This is a genomic window from Streptomyces sp. NPDC127595, from assembly GCF_042671685.1.
Lineage (GTDB): Bacteria > Actinomycetota > Actinomycetes > Streptomycetales > Streptomycetaceae > Streptomyces.
This window is the reverse complement of the sequence record NZ_JBHXWK010000016.1, coordinates 37270-56764: the sequence shown is the minus strand read 5'-3', so window position 1 is coordinate 56764 and position 19495 is coordinate 37270. Positions and strand designations below refer to the sequence as shown.

19 protein-coding genes are annotated in these 19495 nt (G+C 68.2%); 12 read left to right on the top strand and 7 right to left on the bottom strand.

Translation table 11 applies throughout. The annotated features are described in order from the left end of the window. Nucleotides 1–2 precede the first annotated feature (2 nt). Nucleotides 3–743: a class I SAM-dependent methyltransferase gene (locus ACFVKT_RS36260; protein ID WP_385739833.1), complete on the bottom strand. Its 741-nt coding sequence runs from the start codon at nt 741–743 to the stop codon at nt 3–5. Nucleotides 744–841: 98 nt separating this feature from the next. Between ACFVKT_RS36260 and ACFVKT_RS36255 the strand changes: the two genes are divergently transcribed. From ACFVKT_RS36255 to ACFVKT_RS36240, 4 genes are all read left to right on the top strand, one after another. Further along, a complete protein-coding gene (locus ACFVKT_RS36255) occupies nt 842–1378 on the top strand; it encodes an HAD family hydrolase (protein WP_385739830.1) in 537 nt (178 codons plus the stop codon). A 114-nt stretch (nt 1379–1492) separates the two neighbouring features. After that, a complete protein-coding gene (locus ACFVKT_RS36250; protein WP_385739827.1) occupies nt 1493–1879 on the top strand; it encodes a VOC family protein in 387 nt (128 codons plus the stop codon). A gap of 86 nt (nt 1880–1965) precedes the next feature. Continuing rightward, nucleotides 1966–2475 (top strand): DinB family protein, encoded by a 510-nt coding sequence (locus tag ACFVKT_RS36245; protein WP_385739824.1) that lies wholly within the window; start codon nt 1966–1968, stop codon nt 2473–2475. Nucleotides 2476–2478: 3 nt separating this feature from the next. Beyond that, the gene (locus ACFVKT_RS36240; RefSeq protein ID WP_385739821.1) at nt 2479–2871 is read left to right on the top strand and encodes a VOC family protein; all 393 of its coding nucleotides are present in this window, start codon (nt 2479–2481) and stop codon (nt 2869–2871) included. Between the two features lie 145 nt (nt 2872–3016). On the opposite strand, the gene ACFVKT_RS36235 is transcribed toward ACFVKT_RS36240, so the two are convergent. The 5 genes from ACFVKT_RS36235 to ACFVKT_RS36215 all read right to left on the bottom strand — a co-directional run bounded on the left by ACFVKT_RS36235 (nt 3017) and on the right by ACFVKT_RS36215 (nt 9126). Next, nucleotides 3017–4063 (bottom strand): ABC transporter ATP-binding protein, encoded by a 1047-nt coding sequence (locus ACFVKT_RS36235; protein WP_385739819.1) that lies wholly within the window; start codon nt 4061–4063, stop codon nt 3017–3019. A 26-nt stretch (nt 4064–4089) separates the two neighbouring features. After that, nucleotides 4090–5127 carry an ABC transporter ATP-binding protein gene (locus ACFVKT_RS36230; RefSeq protein WP_385739817.1) on the bottom strand — a complete coding sequence of 346 codons (1038 nt, stop codon included), beginning with the start codon at nt 5125–5127 and terminating at the stop codon, nt 4090–4092. Between the two features lie 58 nt (nt 5128–5185). After that, entirely contained in the window at nt 5186–6166 is a 981-nt protein-coding gene (locus tag ACFVKT_RS36225; protein WP_385739814.1) for an ABC transporter permease, read from the bottom strand. A 101-nt stretch (nt 6167–6267) separates the two neighbouring features. After that, nucleotides 6268–8022 carry an ABC transporter substrate-binding protein gene (locus ACFVKT_RS36220; RefSeq protein ID WP_385739811.1) on the bottom strand — a complete coding sequence of 585 codons (1755 nt, stop codon included), beginning with the start codon at nt 8020–8022 and terminating at the stop codon, nt 6268–6270. 75 nt (nt 8023–8097) lie between these two features. After that, complete coding sequence (locus tag ACFVKT_RS36215; protein WP_385739809.1) at nt 8098–9126, bottom strand: ABC transporter permease; 1029 nt, start codon at nt 9124–9126, stop codon at nt 8098–8100. A 525-nt stretch (nt 9127–9651) separates the two neighbouring features. Here ACFVKT_RS36215 and ACFVKT_RS36210 point away from each other — a divergent pair. The 5 genes from ACFVKT_RS36210 to ACFVKT_RS36190 are packed head-to-tail and all read left to right on the top strand — an operon-like array spanning nt 9652 to nt 15326. Beyond that, nucleotides 9652–11283, top strand: a complete 1632-nt coding sequence (locus tag ACFVKT_RS36210; RefSeq protein WP_385739806.1) for an ABC transporter substrate-binding protein — start codon at nt 9652–9654, stop codon at nt 11281–11283. A gap of 55 nt (nt 11284–11338) precedes the next feature. After that, complete coding sequence (locus ACFVKT_RS36205) at nt 11339–12262, top strand: ABC transporter permease (protein ID WP_385739803.1); 924 nt, start codon at nt 11339–11341, stop codon at nt 12260–12262. Then, complete coding sequence (locus ACFVKT_RS36200; RefSeq protein ID WP_385739801.1) at nt 12255–13268, top strand: ABC transporter permease; 1014 nt, start codon at nt 12255–12257, stop codon at nt 13266–13268. The genes ACFVKT_RS36205 and ACFVKT_RS36200 overlap by 8 nt, the downstream gene beginning before the upstream one ends. Before the next feature lie 5 nt (nt 13269–13273). Beyond that, entirely contained in the window at nt 13274–14260 is a 987-nt protein-coding gene (locus ACFVKT_RS36195) for an ABC transporter ATP-binding protein (RefSeq protein ID WP_385739798.1), read from the top strand. After that, the gene (locus ACFVKT_RS36190; protein ID WP_385739796.1) at nt 14241–15326 is read left to right on the top strand and encodes an ABC transporter ATP-binding protein; all 1086 of its coding nucleotides are present in this window, start codon (nt 14241–14243) and stop codon (nt 15324–15326) included. The genes ACFVKT_RS36195 and ACFVKT_RS36190 overlap by 20 nt, the downstream gene beginning before the upstream one ends. 150 nt (nt 15327–15476) lie before the next feature. On the opposite strand, the gene ACFVKT_RS36185 is transcribed toward ACFVKT_RS36190, so the two are convergent. Continuing rightward, complete coding sequence (locus ACFVKT_RS36185) at nt 15477–17609, bottom strand: prolyl oligopeptidase family serine peptidase (RefSeq protein WP_385739793.1); 2133 nt, start codon at nt 17607–17609, stop codon at nt 15477–15479. Nucleotides 17610–17796: 187 nt separating this feature from the next. Between ACFVKT_RS36185 and ACFVKT_RS36180 the strand changes: the two genes are divergently transcribed. The 3 genes from ACFVKT_RS36180 to ACFVKT_RS36170 all read left to right on the top strand — a co-directional run bounded on the left by ACFVKT_RS36180 (nt 17797) and on the right by ACFVKT_RS36170 (nt 19445). After that, nucleotides 17797–17991 (top strand): hypothetical protein, encoded by a 195-nt coding sequence (locus ACFVKT_RS36180; RefSeq protein WP_384388679.1) that lies wholly within the window; start codon nt 17797–17799, stop codon nt 17989–17991. 129 nt (nt 17992–18120) lie between these two features. After that, on the top strand, nt 18121–19026 hold the full coding sequence (mshB, locus tag ACFVKT_RS36175) for an N-acetyl-1-D-myo-inositol-2-amino-2-deoxy-alpha-D-glucopyranoside deacetylase (protein ID WP_385739775.1): 906 nt from the start codon (nt 18121–18123) through the stop codon (nt 19024–19026). Continuing rightward, on the top strand, nt 19026–19445 hold the full coding sequence (locus tag ACFVKT_RS36170) for a DUF6113 family protein (protein WP_385739772.1): 420 nt from the start codon (nt 19026–19028) through the stop codon (nt 19443–19445). Before mshB ends, ACFVKT_RS36170 begins: the two co-directional genes overlap by 1 nt. The last annotated feature ends 50 nt before the right edge of the window (nt 19446–19495 follow it).

Genomic DNA, 19495 nt, shown 5'->3' with positions numbered 1-19495 from the left:
GATCACGGCCCGGCGGGGCGGGCCACGGTGATGATCTCCGGGGCGGCGGGGGTGAACGGCCCCCGCCGCCAGTCCCCGAACCGCTCGTGCACGGCGAACCCCGCCTCGGTGAGGAACCCGTCGAGCGCGTCCGGGCCCAGGAACCGCAGTGTGCTGCGACTGACCCGCGGCCGCTCCCACCTCGGGTGGACGAAGGTCTCGGTGAACGTGACACGGTCCCCGCCGACGGGTGTCTCCACGTCCGGCCAGACCCGTACGACATCGCCGTGGGCGTCCGTCACCTCGCGCACGTGCTCGGGAGTCCACCTCTCCCAGGCGCGGGCGGCGGGGTTGCGGGTCTCGAAGACGAACCGGCCGTCGGGGGAGAGGGATTGGTGAACCGCGGCCAGGGCGCCGCGTAACTGCTCATCACCCAGCAGCACTTGAAACGCGTGGCCGGTCATCACGACGAGGTCGAACTCCCGCTCCCACCGCGTCGCGGCGAGATCCCCGAGCACCCACTCGACGCCGGATCGTCGCCGCGCCTGCACCAGCATCGCCGCGGCGGGATCGAGCCCGCAGAGCCGTCCTTCGTGGCCGGCCTCGCGGGCCCGCCCGAGCAACTGCCCCGTCCCGCAACCGACGTCGAGCACGGACCGCGCGGACAGCGCGAGGTCCAGATAGAAGTCGTCACCGGGCCCCCATGGATTGAGGGTGTCGTACAGGGCGGCCAGTGAGAGGTCACTGAACGAACGGTCAGCCATCGCAGCAGTCTCTCAGCCCGTAGGGTCGCTCGAACCATAGATCATGACACTGTCGGCCGCCCGCGGGGAAGCGGTAACTGCGGCGAGGGGGAGGGGAGTTGGAAGACGATGCGGTGGCTGCCGTCCCCTTCGGCATGGACGGCGTACTGATTGACACCGCGGCGGCGCATGGGCGGGTGTGGCGCGCCTGGGCCCGGCTGCACGGTCCGGACCCCGAGGAGGTCTGGCAGGCCACGCAGGGCCGCTGCCGCACGGACATCCTCCGCCTGCTGGCCCCGGAGCTGGATCCCGCCGGGGAACACCTGGTCCTGGACCGGCTGATGGCCGCCGAGGAACCCGGCTTCCGGGCCTTCGACGGTGCCGCGGCGCTGTTACGGTCCCTGCCGCCGCACCGCTGGGCGGTCGTCACCTCCAGCCGCGCGCAGCCCACCGCGGCGCGCCTCGCCCGAACCGGGCTGCCCGTGCCCGACGTACGGATCTGCGCCGAGGACGTCCGTGCGGGCAAGCCATCGCCGGAGGGCTACCTGACCGCCGCCGCCGTCTTGCCGTCGCCCCGGCCCGCTGCGTGGTCGTTGAGGACTCACCCGCGGGCGTCGAGGCGGGCCTCGCCGCCGGCTGCACGGTGTACGCGGTGACGACCACCCACCGGCCGGCGGAACTCGCCCGCGCGGACGCCTGCTTCCCCTCGCCGCGCGCCGCCTCCCGCGAACTGATCCCCGCGCACCAGCCGGAAGGGTGAGGAGCCCGACATGCTGCATCACGTCGAACTGTGGGTGCCGGACCTCCGACGAGCCGTGCGGCCGTGGGGATGGCTGCTGGAACGACTCGGATACGCCGCCTACCAGGACTGGACGGACGGTCGGAGCTGGTGCTTTGGCGAGACCTACCTGGTGGTCGAGCAGTCACCCGCGCTGACCGCCGACCACCATGACCGCCTCCGCCCCGGCCTCAATCACCTCGCCTTCCACGTCTCGAACCGTGCCGCCCTCGACGCGCTGGTCGCCGAGGCACCGGAGTACGGCTGGTCGCTGCTGTTCCCGGACCGGCACCCCTATGCGGGCGGGGTGGATCACTGTGCCGCCTATCTGGAGAACGTGGACGGGTTCGAAGTGGAGCTCGTGGCACGGGAGGTGTGAGGCGGTCAGGGGACGACACGAACCTCGGCGAAGGACGCTTGTTAATCGCTCGACAGCGAGCGGGCGGACGGGGATGCTTCACCCCGATGACGACGACGCGAACAGACACGCCTCCCGCCTGGGACGAGCGCACGCAGCTGGACACCTTCCTGGACTACGTCCGCGCGACGGCCCGCGCCAAGTGCGAGGACGTCTCCCCGGAGAACGCCCGCAGGGCGCCGCTGCCGGGATCCCCGCTGATGACGCTGTGCGGGCTGATCAGCCACCTGCACTGGGTCGAGTACTACTGGTTCCAGGTGGTGTTCCTCGGCGAGGAGGACGAAGGTCCCTGGACGGAGGAGGACCCCGACCGTGAGATGCGCATCGCCGTCGACGTTCCGCTGACGGAGCTGCTGGCCGGCTACGAGGAACAGTGCGCGCGCTACCGCCTGTTGGTGGCCGAGCACGACCTCGACGCCACTGCCAAGCGCCCCATCCGCGACGGTCTCCAGGTCAACCTCCGCTGGATCATCCTCCACCTGGTCGAGGAGACGGCCCGCCACAACGGCCACATCGACATCCTGCGCGAACTGGCCGACGGCCGGACCGGTGACTAGACCATGGGAGCGACAGCCTTGCTGAACCCCACCATCCGTACGCTCACCTTCGACTGCACCGGCGACCCGTACGACCTCGGCCTCTTCTGGAGCGAGTTGCTCGGCCGCCCGCTGGCCGACGACGACAAGCCCGGCGACCCCGAGGCACTGATCCGCGACCCGTCCGGCGGCCCGGCCCTCCTCTTCGTCCACGTCCCGGAGGACAAGGCGGCCAAGAACCGCGTCCACCTCGACCTGCAGCCACAGGGCCGCACACGCGCCGAGGAGGTCGAGAGGGCCCTCTCCCTCGGCGCCCACCGGATCGCGGACCACACCCGCCCTGACGGCGGCGGGTGGGTGGTCCTGGCGGACCCCGAGGGGAACGAATTCTGCGTGGAGCGAGGGGAGTTGGGCTGAGGACTCCCTGCCCGGCCAGGACGAAGGCCCGCACCCGGGGCGGGGTGCGGGCCTTCATTCCCCCGGAACCGGAAGTTCGTCCGCTCGGGTCAATGGGCCGGCGAACCTCGGTCCCGCGGGTCGCGGGCTGACGGAATGGGGTGTGTCAGGCCGCGACCTCGGGGTCCTTGGAGAGGCGGGGAGCCGGGACGGACTCCTTCACCTCGGGGTAGTGGCACGCCGTCAGGTGGCCGTCACTGCTGCCGCCGATCTGGACCAGCGGCGGAGCTTCCGACGCGCACTTGTCCGTGGCCTTCCAGCAGCGGGTGCGGAAGCGGCAGCCGGACGGCGGGTTGAGCGGCGAGGGCACGTCACCGGTGAGGAGGATGCGCTCGCGGGACGGCACGTCGTCCGCCGTGGCCTCGGGAACGGCGGACAGCAGCGCGCGTGTGTACGGGTGGCGCGGATTGTCGTACAGGTCCTCGCGGTTGGCGATCTCGACAATCTTGCCCAGGTACATCACCGCGACGCGCTGGGAGAAGTGCCGGACGACGGCGAGGTCGTGGGCGATGAAGAGGAACGCGATACCCAGGTCCTTCTGAAGATCCTGAAGGAGGTTCACGACCTGCGCCTGGATCGACACGTCGAGGGCCGAGACCGGTTCGTCCGCCACGATCAGCTTGGGCGAGAGTGCCAACGCCCTTGCCACGCCGATACGTTGCCGCTGTCCGCCGGAGAACTCGTGCGGGAAGCGGTTGTAGTGCTCGGGGTTGAGGCCGACGGTCTCGAGGAGCTCGCGGACGCGGTTCTCGCGTCCGCCCGCCGGGTTGATGTCGTTGATCTCCATCGGACCCGAGATGATCTTTCCGACCGTCTGCCGCGGGTTCAGCGAGGCGTACGGATCCTGGAAGATCATCTGGATCTCGGAGCGGACCGGGGCGAGCTGCCGACGGTTCGCGTGCGTGATGTCCTGGCCGCGGTAGTTGATCTTTCCGCCGGTGGGCTCCAGGAGCCGGGTGATCAGCCGGCCCGTCGTCGACTTGCCGCAGCCGGACTCACCGACGAGGCCCAGGCTCTCGCCCTCGGCGATCTGGAAGTCGAGGCCGTCCACGGCCTGGACCGCGCCGACCTTCCGTTTGATGGGGAAGCCTCCCATCACCGGGAAGTGCTTGGTCAGACCGGTGACGTCCAGGAGGGGGTTCGTGTTGCTCATGATCGTGAAGTCCCGTCTCAGTTACGTCAGTGCGACCGGGTCGCGGCGTAGTCGGCGAAGAAGTCGAGGCGCTGGTCCGCTGTGAGGTGGCAGGCGGCACCGCGCCCGTCCGTGATCTTCAGTGGCGGCTGCTCGGTGGAGCAGAGGCCGGCCGCGACCTTCTCCGTGAAGGTGCACCGCGGGTGGAAGCGGCAGCCTGTCGGCGGGTTGAGGAGGGAGGGCGGGGTACCGGGGATCGGCGACAGCGGTACGTCGACCGGTCCGTCGAGGCTCGGCATCGAGCCCAGCAGACCCCAGGTGTACGGGTGCTGCGGCTGCCGCAGCACCTCCTTCTTGGTACCGCGCTCCACGCACCGGCCGCCGTACATCACCAGCACGTCGTCCGCGATGTCGGCGATGACACCGAGGTCGTGGGTGATGAAGATGATCGCCGTGCCGAACTCCTGCTGGAGGTCCTTGAGGAGGTCCATGATCTGGGCCTGGACCGTCACGTCGAGTGCCGTCGTCGGCTCGTCGGCGATCAGCAGCTCCGGGTCGCAGACCAGCGCCATCGCGATCATCGCGCGCTGGCGCATACCGCCGGAGAACTGGTGCGGGTAGTCGTCGACCCGCATGTCCGGCTGCGGGATGCCGACCCGCTTGAGCATCTCGATCGACCGGGCGCGGGCCTCCTTCTTGGAGGCGCCGGTGTGCTTGCGGTACGTCTCGCCGATCTGCCTGCCGATGGTGTGGTACGGCGACAGCGAGGCCAGCGCGTCCTGGAAGATCATGGACATCTTGTTGCCGCGCAGCCGCTCCATCTCCCGCTCGGAGGCGGTCAGCAACTCCTTGTCGTCGAGCAGGATCTCGCCCTCGATGGCGGTTCGGTCGCGGTCGTGCAGGCCCAGGATCGTCAGGTTCGTGACGGACTTGCCCGAGCCCGACTCGCCCACGATGCCGAGGGTCTTGCCCTTGGCCAGGTCGAAGGAGAGACCGTCGACGGCCTTGACGGTGCCGTCTTCGGTGGAGAAGTGGACCTTCAGATCCCTGACGGACAGGAAGGGCTGCTGATCGGTGCTCGTCACGGGGACGCTCCTGAGGGGGGTGATGCCGGGGTAGCTGTCGGGGGCGGGTTGCCCGGGGTCAGGCGAGCCGGATCCGCGGGTCGATGAGGGCGTAGACGGCGTCGACGATGATGTTGAAGAACACGATCGCGCCGGCTGACAGGACGGTGACGCCGAGCAGCATGGGCAGGTCGCTCTTGTTCACGGAGTCCACCGCGAGGCGGCCGATGCCCTGCATGCTGAAGACCGACTCCGTGATGATCGCGCCGCCGATCAGGGTGCCGAGGTCGATGCCGAAGACCGTCACGATGGGACCCATCGCACCGCGCCAGGCGAACCGGAAGAAGACGTTCGCACGGGACAGGCCCTTGGCGCGGGCGGTGCGGACGTAGTCCTCGCTGAGCTGTTCGACGAGCTGGGAGCGGGTCATACGGGTGTAGTTGGCGGTGAAGATGATCGCCAGGGTCAGCCAGGGCAGCAGGAGCCCGGAGAACCAGGCGACCGGGTCCTCGGTGATGGGTGTGTACGAAGGCTGCGAGAACAGGCCCAGCTTCGAGACCAGGAAGAACATCGCGATGTAGCCGACGAAGTAGATCTGCAGCGAGGAGCCGAACAGCGAGGCCGAGCTGGCGAACTTGTCCAGGAACTTGCCCTGCTTGAGGGCGGCGACCATGCCCGCACCGACACCGAAGACCAGGAACACGACGGCCGCACCGAAGGCGAGTGAGAGGGTCGTCGGCAGCCGGTCGAGGATCGTGCCGAGGACGGGCTCGCGGTTGGCGAAGGAGTAGCCGAGGCAGGGGGCGTTGCAGTTTCCGAAGCCGGCGTAGTCACGTCCGACGAAGACGCCCTTGAGCCAGTCCCAGTACTGCACCGGGATCGGGTGGTCGATGCCCAGGTTGTGCCGGATCTGCGCGAGCATGTCGGGCGTGCAGTTCTTGCCGCAGGACATCATCGCCGGGTCACGCGGGATGGCGTAGAAGAGGCCGAAGGTGATGGCACTGATGATCAGCAGGATGACCAGTGCGCCGAGGACTCGGCGGACGAGGAAGCGGGGCATGGGGGCGTGACTTTCCGGACGGGGCGCCGTCGCCGGGGGCGTGGAGGGGAGAGGGCCGGAGGGGGCGGCCGGGCGAACGGCCGCCCCCCAGGTCGTACGGCTTACTTCTTGGCGTAGAGCTTGGTGAGCGCGACGCAGGTGTTGCCGCTGTCGTACACGACGTTGCCGACCTTGGAGCCGTGCATCCAGTTGCGGATGGAGTGGTAGTCCGGGACCACCGCGGCCAGCTCCATGATCTGGCGGTCGATGTTGCCCCAGGCCTTGTTCGCCTCCGCGGTGTCCGTGATCGTGGAGGCCGCGTCGATCGCCTTGTTGACGCTCGCGTCGTTCAGCTGGGCGTAGTTGCTGCGGCCGTCGCCGATGTTCTCGCCGCTCCAGCAGGGGTAGAAGACCGAGTAACCGTTCGGCCAGTCCGGGCTCCAGCCGGCGGCGAACAGGTCGTAGTCGTTGTCGATCTTGCCGATCTGGGTGTAGAAGGTCGACTTGTCGACCTGCTTGTTGACGACCGTGAAGCCGGCTTCCTCCAGGGCGTTCTTGATCGCCACGGCCGACTTCACCGCGGTGTCCGAGGACTGGTAGGCGATGACCAGCTTCTGGCCCTCCTTGCCGGCCTCCTTCAGCAGTGCCTTGGCCTTGGCCGGGTCGCCGCCGGGCTTCGTGGTCACGCCGTACAGGTCGAACTTCGTGTAACCCGGGGTGACCGGCGAGAGGATCGTGGTGGCCAGCTCGCTGGTGGAGGCGCCGCCGCGGATCGTCTGCAGCTGCTGGTGCGGCCAGGCCCAGTTGATGGCCTGACGGACCTTGAGGTCCTTGATGCGGGTCATATTGATCGGCCAGTAGTAGGTGACCGTGTCGACCTCGGTGAGCACGCGCTTCTTGAGCGTGGCGTTGGTGAGGACCTGGGCGATCCGCTCCGGGGCGACCTCGTTGAAGATCGACATCGCGTACTGGTCGTTTCCGGAGTCCGCTATGTAGCGGTCGGTGGAGGCCAGCAGCTCGAAGCCGAACTGGAAGACGAACTTGTCCGGGTAGTTGTTGCGGATCGAGTCGGTCGCCGGGTCCCAGTGCTCGTTGCGCACGTAGGTCAGCGACTTGCCGACGCTGCGGCTGCCGATCTTGTACGGGCCGGAGGAGAACGGACGCTTGTCGTAGTCCTCCTTGGTGTCGTTCTTCTTGTTCACCAGTCCGTAGCCCGGCATGGCGAGCGTGAAGTTGAAGTCGGCGCGCGCCTCGGTCAGGCGGAAGGTGACGGTCCTGCCGTCGGTCTCCACGGAGTCGAGGGACTTGCCGTCGTAGGGCCCGGTGTACTTGTCGCCGCCGACCAGCCACTGCTGAACGTAGCGGGGGCCCTCGGTGATGAAGGTGGCGAAGAGGCGCTCGAAGGTGTGGCGGACGTCGTCCGGGGAGATGTCCGAGCCGTCCTCCCACTTGACGCCGTCCTTCAGGGTGAAGGACCAGGTCTTGCCGCCGTCCTTCATGGTGCCGGCGTCGGTGGCGAGGTCGCCGACCAGGGTCGCGCCGCCCTTTTCGTCGATCTTGTAGCCGGTGAGGCCGCGGAGGATCGGGCGGGTGATGGCGCCCTCGGTGGAGACGTAGATCTGCGCCGGGTCCAGGTGGTCCATGTCGAACTGGTCGAGCGAGTAGATCGTCCCGCCCTTGACCGCTCCCGTGACCTCCGGCGCCGGGCCGGTCGAGTCGGCCTTGGTGCCGACCGGGATCTCCTGGGTCTTCGAGCCGCTGACCGAGGGGACCTTGCTGGCCGACTTGGTGTCGCTGCCGCCGCACGCGGTCAGCACCGACGCCGAGGCCGCGACCACACCGGTGGCTATCAGGAAGTTTCTACGGGAGAAAGACATGGGTGAACCTGCCTTACGAGGACGTTCGGAACGGATGGGCCGGCCGCCTGAAACGGACCGGGTGGAACGGGGTGGCTACCGCTTGGACTTCGGGTCGAGCGCATCGCGCACCGAGTCGCCGAGCAGGTTGAAGGCGAGGACGAAGATCACCATGGACACGCCCGGGAAGAGCATGAAGGTGAGGTCCTCGGTGTAGAACTGGGCGCCGCGCTGGATCATGACGCCCCAGTCCGGGGTCGGGTCGATGATGCCGACGCCGAGGAAGGACAGCCCGGCCTCCGCGGTCACGTAGGCGGGGAGCATCAACGTGGACTGGATGATGATCGGCGTCCACAGGTTGGGCAGCAGCTCCTTGAACACGATGCGCCGTGGCGACGCACCGGTGACCTTGGCCGCCTCGATGTACTCCCGCTCGCGCAGACCCAGTACCTGGCCGCGCAGCAGTCGGGCGATGGAGGCCCAGCCGAACGAGGAGAGGACCAGGATCAGGGCGGCGGCCCGCAAAGAGGTGGGGATGTTGTCGTCGGGGGCGACGAACAGCCCGTACACCACCGGCATGAAGGCGATGAAGAACAGCGTCGACGGGAACGACAGCACGATGTCGATGATCCGGCCGACGAGATAGTCGGTCTTGCCGCCCAGGTAGCCCGCGGTGGTGCCGATGACCACGCCGACGACGGTGGTCAGCAGGGTGGCAGCAACGGCGATGCCCAGCGACGTCCGGATTCCGTAAAGCAGGTAGGTGAAGACGTCCCGGCCGAGCTGCGGCTCGATGCCGAACCAGAACTCCGAGCTCATCCCGCCGTTCGCTCCGGCCGGGTAGGAGAAGGCGTCCAGGAGCTCCGGGCGCTGGCTGGCGTACGTCGTGTACGGGTTCTTGCCGTACAGCTTCGCTATCAGCGGGGCGCAGATCGCGATCGTGAAGAAGAAGATCACGATGTAGGCCGATATGACGCCCGTGCGGTCGCGTTTGAACCGCTTCCAGGCGAGTCGTCCCGGGGAGCGACTCTCGGAGCCCTTGGGGGTGGAAGAGGGCGCCGACTTCTCGGCGCTCTCGTCGATCACCTCAAGCGGGGCGGCCGCGGAAGGAGTAGGGAGGGTCATGGTGCTCCGTGCCCGAAGGGGTCAAGGGCTCCGCAGGGCGCTCCCTACGGGCTACGCCGGACTTTTTCAACGCAATTCATGCAAGGTCAATAAAATCTGGCCCCCCTTGGGTTTGTCTTTACTGTCTTTGCCTCGACTTGACCTAAGCATAACTACGCGTGTAGCGCGCCGTGGCCGATCCGTGTCCAGAAACGGACCAACTGCCTTAATCGGGCAAGGCGTTCGATATGCGGACGCTGAAGTCTCGGAATGCGTACATCTGGAGGACGTAATCCAACGGTTCGGCATCGAACCGTGAAGATCCGTTGCGCCGCTCGCGCGGAGCGTCGGCGTCCGGTTCGCCGGCAACTGGAGTATCAGATTCCGGCGTGCCTGCATATGGCTGGCACTTCCACCCGAAAGGGTGGGCTGAATATGCGATATGCCATTTATGGGCCGATATTGAGCGCTAAAGGCACACCGCACCGGAGCCCCCAGCCAACGCCCCGGCGCCGGCGGCACAGCGCACTCTTGAGGAGGCACTCCATGCGTGGAGCCACGCACGCCAAATGGGCCGCATGTGCGGCCGCGGTAGCCCTCGCGGCGACCGCCTGCGGGGGTGGAGGGAGTGACAGCGGCGGCGACGGCACCGGAGTCGTGAGTTCCTCGTGGGGAGACCCGCAGAACCCGCTGGAACCGGCCAACACCAACGAGGTGCAGGGCGGCAAGGTCCTCGACATGGTCTTCCGCGGGCTCAAGCGGTACAACGCCAAGACCGGCGCCGCCGAGGACATGCTCGCCGACAAGATCGACACCTCGGACTCGCAGAACTTCACGGTCACGATCAAGGACGGCTGGAAGTTCAGCAACGGCGAGGCCGTCACCGCGCAGTCCTTCGTCGACGCCTGGAACTACGGCGCCAGCCTCAAGAACAACCAGAAGAACGCGTACTTCTTCGGGTACATCGACGGGTACGACAAGACCCACCCGGAGGACGGCAGCAAGCAGAGCGCCGACACCCTGTCCGGGCTGAAGGTCACCGGGACCGACACCTTCACCGTCAGGCTCAACCAGAAGTTCTCGACGTTCCCCGACACCCTCGGCTACGCCGCCTTCTCGCCGCTGCCCAAGGCGTTCTTCGACGACCACGCGAACTGGCTGAAGAAGCCCGTCGGCAACGGGCCGTACACCATCGACGCGTACACCAAGGGCTCGCAGATGTCCCTGCGGAAGTGGGACGGCTACTCCGGCCCGGACAAGGCGCAGAACGGCGGCGTCGACCTCAAGGTCTACACCGACAACAACACCGCCTACACCGACCTCATGGCCGGCAACCTCGATCTCGTCGATGACGTGCCCGCCTCCCAGCTCAAGAACGTGAAGAGCGACCTCGGTGACCGGTACATCAATACGCCCGCCGGCATCATCCAGACGCTCGCTTTCCCGTTCTATGACAAGAATTGGGGCAAAGCAGGGGTGGAGAAGGTCCGCCAGGGACTGTCCATGGCGATCGACCGTGCGCAGATCACCGACACGATCTTCCAGAAGACCCGCACTCCGGCCTCCGACTGGACCTCACCGGTGCTCGGCACGGACGGCGGCTTCAAGGAGGGGCTGTGCGGTGACGCCTGCGACTACAACCCGACCGAGGCCAAGAAGCTGATCGAGGAGGGCGGTGGCCTTCCCGGCGGGCAGATCAAGATCTCGTACAACGCGGACACCGGCTCGCACAAGGAGTGGGTCGACGCCGTCTGCAACTCCGTCAACAACGCGATGGGCAACGACAAGGCCTGCGTCGGCAACCCCGTCGGCACCTTCGCCGACTTCCGCAGCCAGATCACGTCGGACAAGATGTCGGGCCCCTTCCGGGCCGGCTGGCAGATGGACTACCCGCTGATCCAGAACTTCCTGCAGCCGCTGTACTACACCAACGCCTCGTCCAACGACGGCAAGTGGACCAACCCGGACTTCGACAAGCTGGTCAACCAGGCGAACGCCGAGACCGACCGGGCCAAGGCCGTGTCCCTCTTCCAGCAGGCCGAGGAGGTCCTGCGGGACGACATGGGAGCCATCCCGCTCTGGTACCAGAACGGCAGCGCCGGCTACTCGGACCAGATCTCCAACGTGGCGCTCAACCAGTTCAGCGTCCCCGTCTACAACGAGATCAAGGTCAACTGAGCCGCGCCGGGCGGCCCCCACGACGGGGCCGCCCTCTCCTACCCCCGGAGTCCTCATGGGACGGTACGTAATCCGGCGCCTGCTGCAGATGATCCCGGTCTTCATCGGCGCCACCCTGCTGATCTTCCTGATGGTCAACGTGATGGGCGACCCCATCGCCGGCCTGTGCGGAGACCGGGCCTGCGACCCCGCCACCGCCGCCCAGCTGCGGAAGGAGTTCGGTCTCGACAAGCCCGTGTGGCAGCAATACCTGACCTACATGGGCAACGTCTTCACCGGCGACTTCGGCACCGCCTTCAACGGGCAGCCGGTCACCGAACTGATGTCGACCGCCTTCCCCGTCACCATCCGGCTCACCATCGTCGCGATCGTCATCGAGATCGTCATCGGCATCGCGCTCGGCGTCATCACCGGCCTGCGCCGCGGGCGGCCCGTCGACACCGGCGTCCTGCTGCTCACCCTCGTCGTCATCTCGGTGCCCACCTTCGTCACCGGCCTGCTGCTCCAACTCCTGCTGGGCGTCGAGTGGGGCTGGATCAAACCGTCGGTCTCCTCGGACGCCGAATTCGGCGAACTGATCGTGCCCGGCCTGGTCCTGGCCTCCGTCTCCCTCGCCTACGTGACCCGGCTGACCCGGACCTCCATTGCGGAGAACAAGCGGTCCGACTACGTCCGTACGGCGATCGCCAAGGGCCTGCCCCGGCGCCGGGTGATCACCAAGCACCTGCTGCGGAACTCACTCATCCCGGTAGTCACCTTCATCGGCACGGACATCGGCGCGCTCATGGGCGGCGCGATCGTCACCGAGCGGATCTTCAACATCCACGGCGTCGGCTTCCAGCTCTACCAGGGGATTCTCCGCCAGAACACGCAGACCGTCGTCGGCTTCGTGACCGTCCTGGTCCTGGTGTTCCTGGTCGCCAACCTGCTCGTGGACCTGCTGTACGCCGTACTCGACCCGAGGATCCGCTATGCCTGAACCCCAGCCGCCGGAGCCGTGGATGTCGGGCGGTGGCCGCGCCCCGGAGGACGGCGCGATCGCCGCCACGGGCATGGGCGGCGCCATGGACCTCGCCATGAGCGAGGGGGAGACCCTGGAGAGGACTCCGGGCGGCCCGGAGGGCACCGGGCCGCAGGAGAAGCCCCGTTCGCTGTGGTCCGACGCCTGGCGCGACCTGCGCCGCAACCCCGTCTTCATCCTTTCCGGGCTCGTCATCCTCTTCCTGGTGGTCATCTCGCTCTGGCCCTCGCTGATCGCCTCCGGGAACCCGCTCAACTGCGACCTCGCCAAGGCCCAGGAGGGCTCGCAGCCCGGCCACCCCTTCGGGTACGACGGACAGGGCTGCGACGTCTACACGCGGACGGTGTACGGCACGCGCGTCTCGATCGCCGTCGGTGTCTGCGCCACGCTCGGGGTCGCGATCCTCGGGTCGGTGCTCGGCGGGCTCGCCGGGTTCTTCGGCGGGGTGTGGGACTCGGTGCTGTCCAGGATCACGGACATCTTCTTCGCGATCCCCGTGGTGCTCGGCGGCCTGGTCCTCCTCTCCGTGGTGACGAGCAACACGATCTGGCCCGTCATCGGGTTCATGGTGCTGCTCGGCTGGCCCCAGCTGTCCCGCATCGCGCGCGGCGCGGTCATCACCACCAAGCAGAACGACTACGTCCAGGCCGCCCGCGCCCTCGGTGCCTCCAACTCGCGGCTCCTGTTGCGGCACATCACGCCGAACGCCGTCGCGCCGGTGATCGTCGTGGCGACCATCGCGCTCGGCACGTACATCTCGCTGGAGGCGACACTCTCCTACCTCGGAGTCGGCCTGAAGCCCCCGACGGTCTCCTGGGGCATCGACATCTCCGCGGCGTCCGCGTACATCCGCAACGCCCCGCACATGCTCCTGTGGCCCGCCGGAGCCCTCGCGATCACCGTCCTGGCGTTCATCATGCTCGGCGACGCGGTGCGCGACGCCCTCGACCCGAAGCTGAGGTGACGGCCGTGCTGCTCGAAGTGCGCGATCTGCACGTGGAGTTCAGGACCAGGGACGGGGTCGCCAAGGCTGTCAACGGGGTCAGCTACAGCGTGGACGAGGGCGAGACCCTCGCCGTGCTCGGCGAGTCCGGCTCCGGCAAGTCGGTGACCGCGCAGGCCATCATGGGCATCCTCGACATGCCGCCGGGAAAGATCACCGGCGGTGAAGTCCTCTTCCAGGGCCGGGACCTGCTGAAGCTCAAGGAGGAGGACCGGCGCAAGGTCCGCGGCGCCGAGATGGCGATGATCTTCCAGGACGCGCTGTCCTCCCTCAACCCGGTGCTCTCCGTGGGCGACCAGCTCGGCGAGATGTTCACCGTGCACCGCGGGATGTCCAGGAAGGCCGCCCGCGCCAAGGCCATCGAGCTGATGGAACGGGTACGGATCCCGGCCGCCGCGGAGCGCGTGCGCGACTACCCCCACCAGTTCTCCGGCGGTATGCGCCAGCGCATCATGATCGCCATGGCGCTGGCCCTGGAACCCGCCCTGATCATCGCCGACGAACCGACCACCGCCCTCGACGTCACCGTCCAGGCCCAAGTCATGGACCTGCTCGCCGAGTTGCAGCGCGAACTGCACATGGGGCTCATCCTCATCACCCACGACCTCGGCGTGGTCGCGGACGTCGCCGACCGGATCGCCGTGATGTACGCGGGCCGCATCGTCGAGTCGGCGCCGGTCCACGACATCTACAAGGCCCCCGCACACCCGTACACCAAGGGCCTGTTGGAGTCGATCCCGCGGCTGGACCAGAAGGGCCAGGAGCTCTACGCCATCAAGGGCCTGCCGCCGAACCTGATGCACATCCCCCCGGGCTGCGCCTTCAACCCCCGCTGCCCGATGGCCCAGGACATCTGCCGGACCGACGTTCCGCCGCTCGCGGAGGTCGACGAGAACCGCAGGAGCGCCTGCTTCTTCTGGAGGGAGTGCCTCGATGACACAAGCAGCCACTGAGGCGACACCAGCAGTCACCACGGAAGCGCTTCTGGAGGTCAGCGGCCTGGTCAAGCATTACCCCCTGACCCAGGGCATCGTCTTCCGAAAGCAGGTCGGCGCCGTCAAGGCCGTCGACGGCGTCGACTTCCACCTCGACCGGGGCGAGACCCTCGGCATCGTCGGCGAGTCCGGCTGCGGCAAGTCGACGGTCGCCAAGATGCTGGTCAACCTGGAGAAGCCGACCGCCGGAGTGATCAAGTACAAGGGCGAGGACATCACCAAGATGTCCGGCAAAGCCCTCAAAGCCGTACGCCGCAACATCCAGATGGTCTTCCAGGACCCGTACACCTCGCTCAACCCGCGCATGACCGTCGGCGACATCATCGGGGAGCCCTACGAGATCCACCCCGAGGTCGCGCCCAAGGGCGACCGGCGGCAGAAGGTCCAGGACCTGCTCGACGTGGTCGGACTCAACCCCGAGTACATCAACCGCTATCCGCACCAGTTCTCCGGCGGACAGCGCCAACGCATCGGAATCGCGCGGGGGTTGGCGCTGCGCCCCGAGATCATCGTCGCGGACGAACCGGTGTCCGCGCTCGACGTCTCGGTCCAGGCGCAGGTGATCAACCTGCTCGACCGGCTCCAGGACGAGTTCAACCTCTCGTACGTCTTCATCGCGCACGACCTCTCCATCGTGCGGCATATCTCCGACCGGGTCGGCGTGATGTACCTCGGGCGGATCGTGGAGACCGGCCGGGACGCCGAGATCTACGACCACCCGACGCATCCCTACACCCAGGCCCTGCTCTCCGCCGTGCCCGTGCCCGACCCCGAGGCCCGCGAACACCGCGAGCGGATCATCCTCACCGGTGACGTGCCCTCCCCGGCGAACATCCCGTCCGGGTGCCGCTTCCGCACCCGCTGCTGGAAGGCGCAGGAGCGCTGCGCGCTGGAGGTGCCGCTGCTCGCGGTGCCCGCGGAGTTCCGGCTCACCGAGGGTCCGGCCGCGCACGACTCGGCCTGTCACTTCGCCGAGGAGAAACAGGTGGTGCCCCCGGAGGACCCCACAGATGGGGCGGCATAGCCGCACAAATGTGCACCAATCGCGTTTACACGCAGGCAACTTCACGGACGCGGACCCGATATACGGACCCGTCAGTCTGAACAACGTACGGCCGTGCGGGTGCCGTAAGCGGGCCGGAGCGCGCCATGTCGCTCTGGCCCGCTGCCGTACCTAGGCCAACCCCAGTGACCGCTTCAGGAAGTCCACCTGGAGCAGCAATAGATTCTCCGCGACCTGTTCCTGTGGAGTCATGTGGGTGACGCCCGACAGGGGGAGCACCTCGTGTGGGCGGCCGGCGGAGAGCAGGGCCGAGGACAGGCGGAGGGTGTGGGCGACGACCACGTTGTCGTCGGCGAGGCCGTGCACGATCATCATGGGGCGGGCGGGCTCCGCGGCGGCCACCAGGCCGTTGTCGTCGATCAACGAGTTCGCGGCGTACACCTCGGGCCGGGTGTTCGGGTCGCCCAGATAGCGCTCCGTGTAGTGCGTGTCGTACAGCCGCTGGTCGGTGACCGGGGCGCCGACGATGCCCGCGTGGAAGACGTCCGGGCGGCGCAGCACGGCGAGTCCCGCCAGAAACCCGCCGAACGACCAGCCCCTGATGGCGACCCGGGTCAGATCCAGCGGGAAGGTCTCGGCGAGGGCCTGGAGGGCGTCGATCTGGTCCTGGAGCACGACCGCGGCCACATCGTCCTTGATCGCCTTCTCCCAGGCGGGGGAGCGGCCCGGGGTGCCCCGCCCGTCCGCGACGACCACCGCGAAGCCCTGGTCCGCGAACCACTGCGAGGTGAGGTGCGCGTTGTGTGCGGCCAGCACCCGGGAGCCGTGCGGACCGCCGTAGGGGTCCATGAGGACGGGCAGGGGAGTGTCGCCGCGGTAGTCCGTAGGCATAAGCACGGCGCATGGGATTTTCCGTGCGCCCCCCTGTGTGAGAGTCACGCGCGGGGACAGACCCGGACTTTCGGCGTACGAGGTGATCGTCGCCGTTCGCTTTCCGTCGCGCAGCACCTGCACTCGGGCGCCCGGCTGGTCCAGTACCGCCGAGACGAGCACGGTCACGCCCCCGGCGCGCACCGCCGAGTGCACGCCGGGCTCCTGCGAGAGGCGCTCCAGGCCGAGCTCGTTGACCCGGTACACGTGGACCTCGCCGGTCTCGGGCGCGGCCGCCGACTCGCCTGCCGACGCCGAGATCAGCACCTCGTCGTCCGTCACGTCGAGCACCGCGCGCACATGCAACTGGGGTCCGGTGAGCGGGCGTTCACCGAACGCGAGGACTCGCGCACCGCCCTCGTCGGCGATGCGGACGAGCTGCCCGGCGGGGCTCCAGCACGGCACACCGGGGAAAAGATCAAGCCATTGTGGATCTTCGTCCGCGTGCACCATCCGGGTCGCCCCGGTGTCCGGATCCACCGCCAGGAACAGCCGACTGAGCTGGTCCCGCGCCTGCACCAGAATCAGCGGCGCACCAGCCTCTGACCAGTGCACATGCGCCAGATACGGGTACCGCGCCCGGTCCCACACGACCTCCGTGCGCACCCCGTCGAGATCGATGACGTAGAGCCGTACGTCCGCGTTGGAGGTTCCGGCCGCCGGATACGCGACCTGTTGCGGATCGCGCCCGGGCTGTGCGGGATCGGAGATCCACCAGCGGCTTACGGGCGCGTCGTCGACCCGCGCGACCAGCAGCCGGTCCCCCTCCGGCGACCACCAGAAGCCGCGCGAACGCTGCATCTCCTCGGCCGCGATGAACTCGGCCAATCCATAGGAAACCGTCCCTGGTTCCGCCGAGGGCTCCGGCTCGGCGAGCGCCCGGTCGCCCTCGCCCTCGGCGCCGACGACACGCAGGGCGCTCCCGGAGACGTACGCCACGAGCCGTCCGTCGGGCGATGGGCGCGGGTCGATCACCGGTCCGGGGACGCGGAGTTCGCGTGCCGTGCCGGCCCGCAGCTCGGCCGTGAAAAGCCGCCCTGACAAGGCGAAAGAGGCCAACTCCACTGCCGTGTCGGTGGCGTAGCCGACGATCCCGCCACTGCCCTCGCGGCTGCGCTCGCGGCGCGCCCGTTCCGCTGCCGACAGGTGCTCCGTGACGCCCCCGAGCAGCGCCTGTGGATCGGCCGCGACGCGCTCCGTGCCGTCCGCCACGTCGAGTACCCACAGCAGATTCGCCCGGTCCGTACCGGAGCGGGAACGCAGGAACACGACTCGGGAACCGTCCGGGGCCACGGCGAAGGCGCGTGGCGCGCCCAGCGTGAACCGCTGGGTAAGGGCGTGCTGTCGGGGGAAGGAGAGGGGCTCGGTCGTCATGCCCCGACCATATTGGCCATGCGCCCCCTTGTGCGGCCGTGCGCCGATCGATGCGCGCGTACGGATAGTTATGATCACTAGCGCTGTGTGGGTATGAACCCGCTGGCTGTTGTATGGATTTACCGACCCCTCATGTCCGACCCCCGTACCGGACCCGTGTCCCTGGGATCTTTGGAGGTGAACCGCCGTGGCACTCTCGATTTCGGCGGTGGTGCTGCTGGCGATCATCGTCTTCATCCTGGTGAAGAAGTCAGGACTGAAGGCGCCGCACGCCATCGTGTGTGTCCTGCTCGGGTTCTATCTCGCCTCCTCGACGGTCGCTCCCACGATCAGCGAGGTGACCACGAACATCGCGGGCATGATCGGCAGCATCAACTTCTGACCGGCCCCCTTCCGGGCGCCCGCGTTTTCCGGCCGGCGCCCTTCTGAGCGCCGGTTCCTTCCGACCGGCCACCGACCCCGACCCGCGCCCGCCTCAGCGGCGGGGCGGGCGCCTCGTAGGGTGGGTTCCATGACGGAACTGCCCGACCGGCGTCTGCTTCTGGTGCACGCGCACCCGGACGACGAGTCGATCAACAATGGCGCGACCATGGCCAGGTACACGGCCGAGGGCGCCCATGTGACGCTGGTGACCTGCACCCTCGGCGAAGAGGGTGAGGTCATCCCGCCGGGGCTCGCGCACCTCGCCCCGGACCGCGACGGCGGGCTCGGCCCGTACCGGACCGGTGAGCTGGCCGCCGCCATGAAGGAACTCGGCGTCACCGATCACCGCTTCCTCGGCGGCCCCGGGCGCTACCACGACTCCGGGATGATGGGCGTCGAGCAGAACCGCCGCCCCGGCGCCTTCTGGTCCGCCGACGTGGACGAAGCCGCCGGACACCTCGTCGAGGTGATCCGGGAGGTACGCCCCCAGGTGCTCGTCACCTACGACCCCCACGGGGGCTACGGGCACCCGGACCACATCCAGGCCCACCGCGTGGCCATGCGCGCCGCCGAGCTGGCCGCACAGCCCTCCTTCCGCCCCGGTCCCGGCGAGCCCTGGGAGATCGCCAAGATCTACTGGAACCGGGTCCCGCGCTCGGTGGCCGAGGCCGAGTTCGCGCGGCTTCGGGAAGCCCTGCCGGAACTGCCGTACGCGAAGTCCGCCGTCATCGACGACGTACCGGGTGTGGTCGACGACCCGGTGATCACCACCGAGATCGACGGAACGGCCCACGCCGCCGCCAAGGCCGCCGCGATGCGCGCGCACGCCACCCAGGTCGAGGTGGCCGAGCCCTGGTTCGTCCTGTCCAATGAGCTCGCCCAGCCGCTGTTCACCACGGAGTACTACGAGTTGGTGCGTGGAGAGCGGCCGAAGGCGCGTGAGACGGATCTGTTCGCGGGGACCGACCGGCACGAGCGAGAGGCGGGCGTGTGATGAGTACGACGGGACAGCGGGGGAGTGGGATCGCCCAGCCGCTGACACTGCCCTCGGGCGGACGCATCGCCGTCTACGTGGGGCTTTTCGTGCTCGGCGCCGTCGTCGGGGCCGCCGGAGCGCTGGTGCAACCCGCCTGGTTCCCTGGTGGGTTGCTGCTCGCGATCGCCGGCGCTGCCGGGCTCTTCCTGGGCGGGGCGCGCGGTGTCGGCACCAGAGCCGGGGCGGTCGCGCCCGCGGCCGGCTGGATGGTCGCCGTCGTCCTGCTCACCGCCAGCCGCCCGGAAGGCGACTTCCTCTTCGGCGCGGGATTCGGCTCCTACCTTTTCCTGCTCGGTGGGATGGCTGTGGCTGTGATGTGCGCCACGCTTGGACAGGGGCCGCAACCTGATGACTCCGCCGTCCGACTTGGCAAGTGACGTACCACTTCGCCGTATCCGGCAGGTGCGGGTCCCGTGGGGGTTTCCTT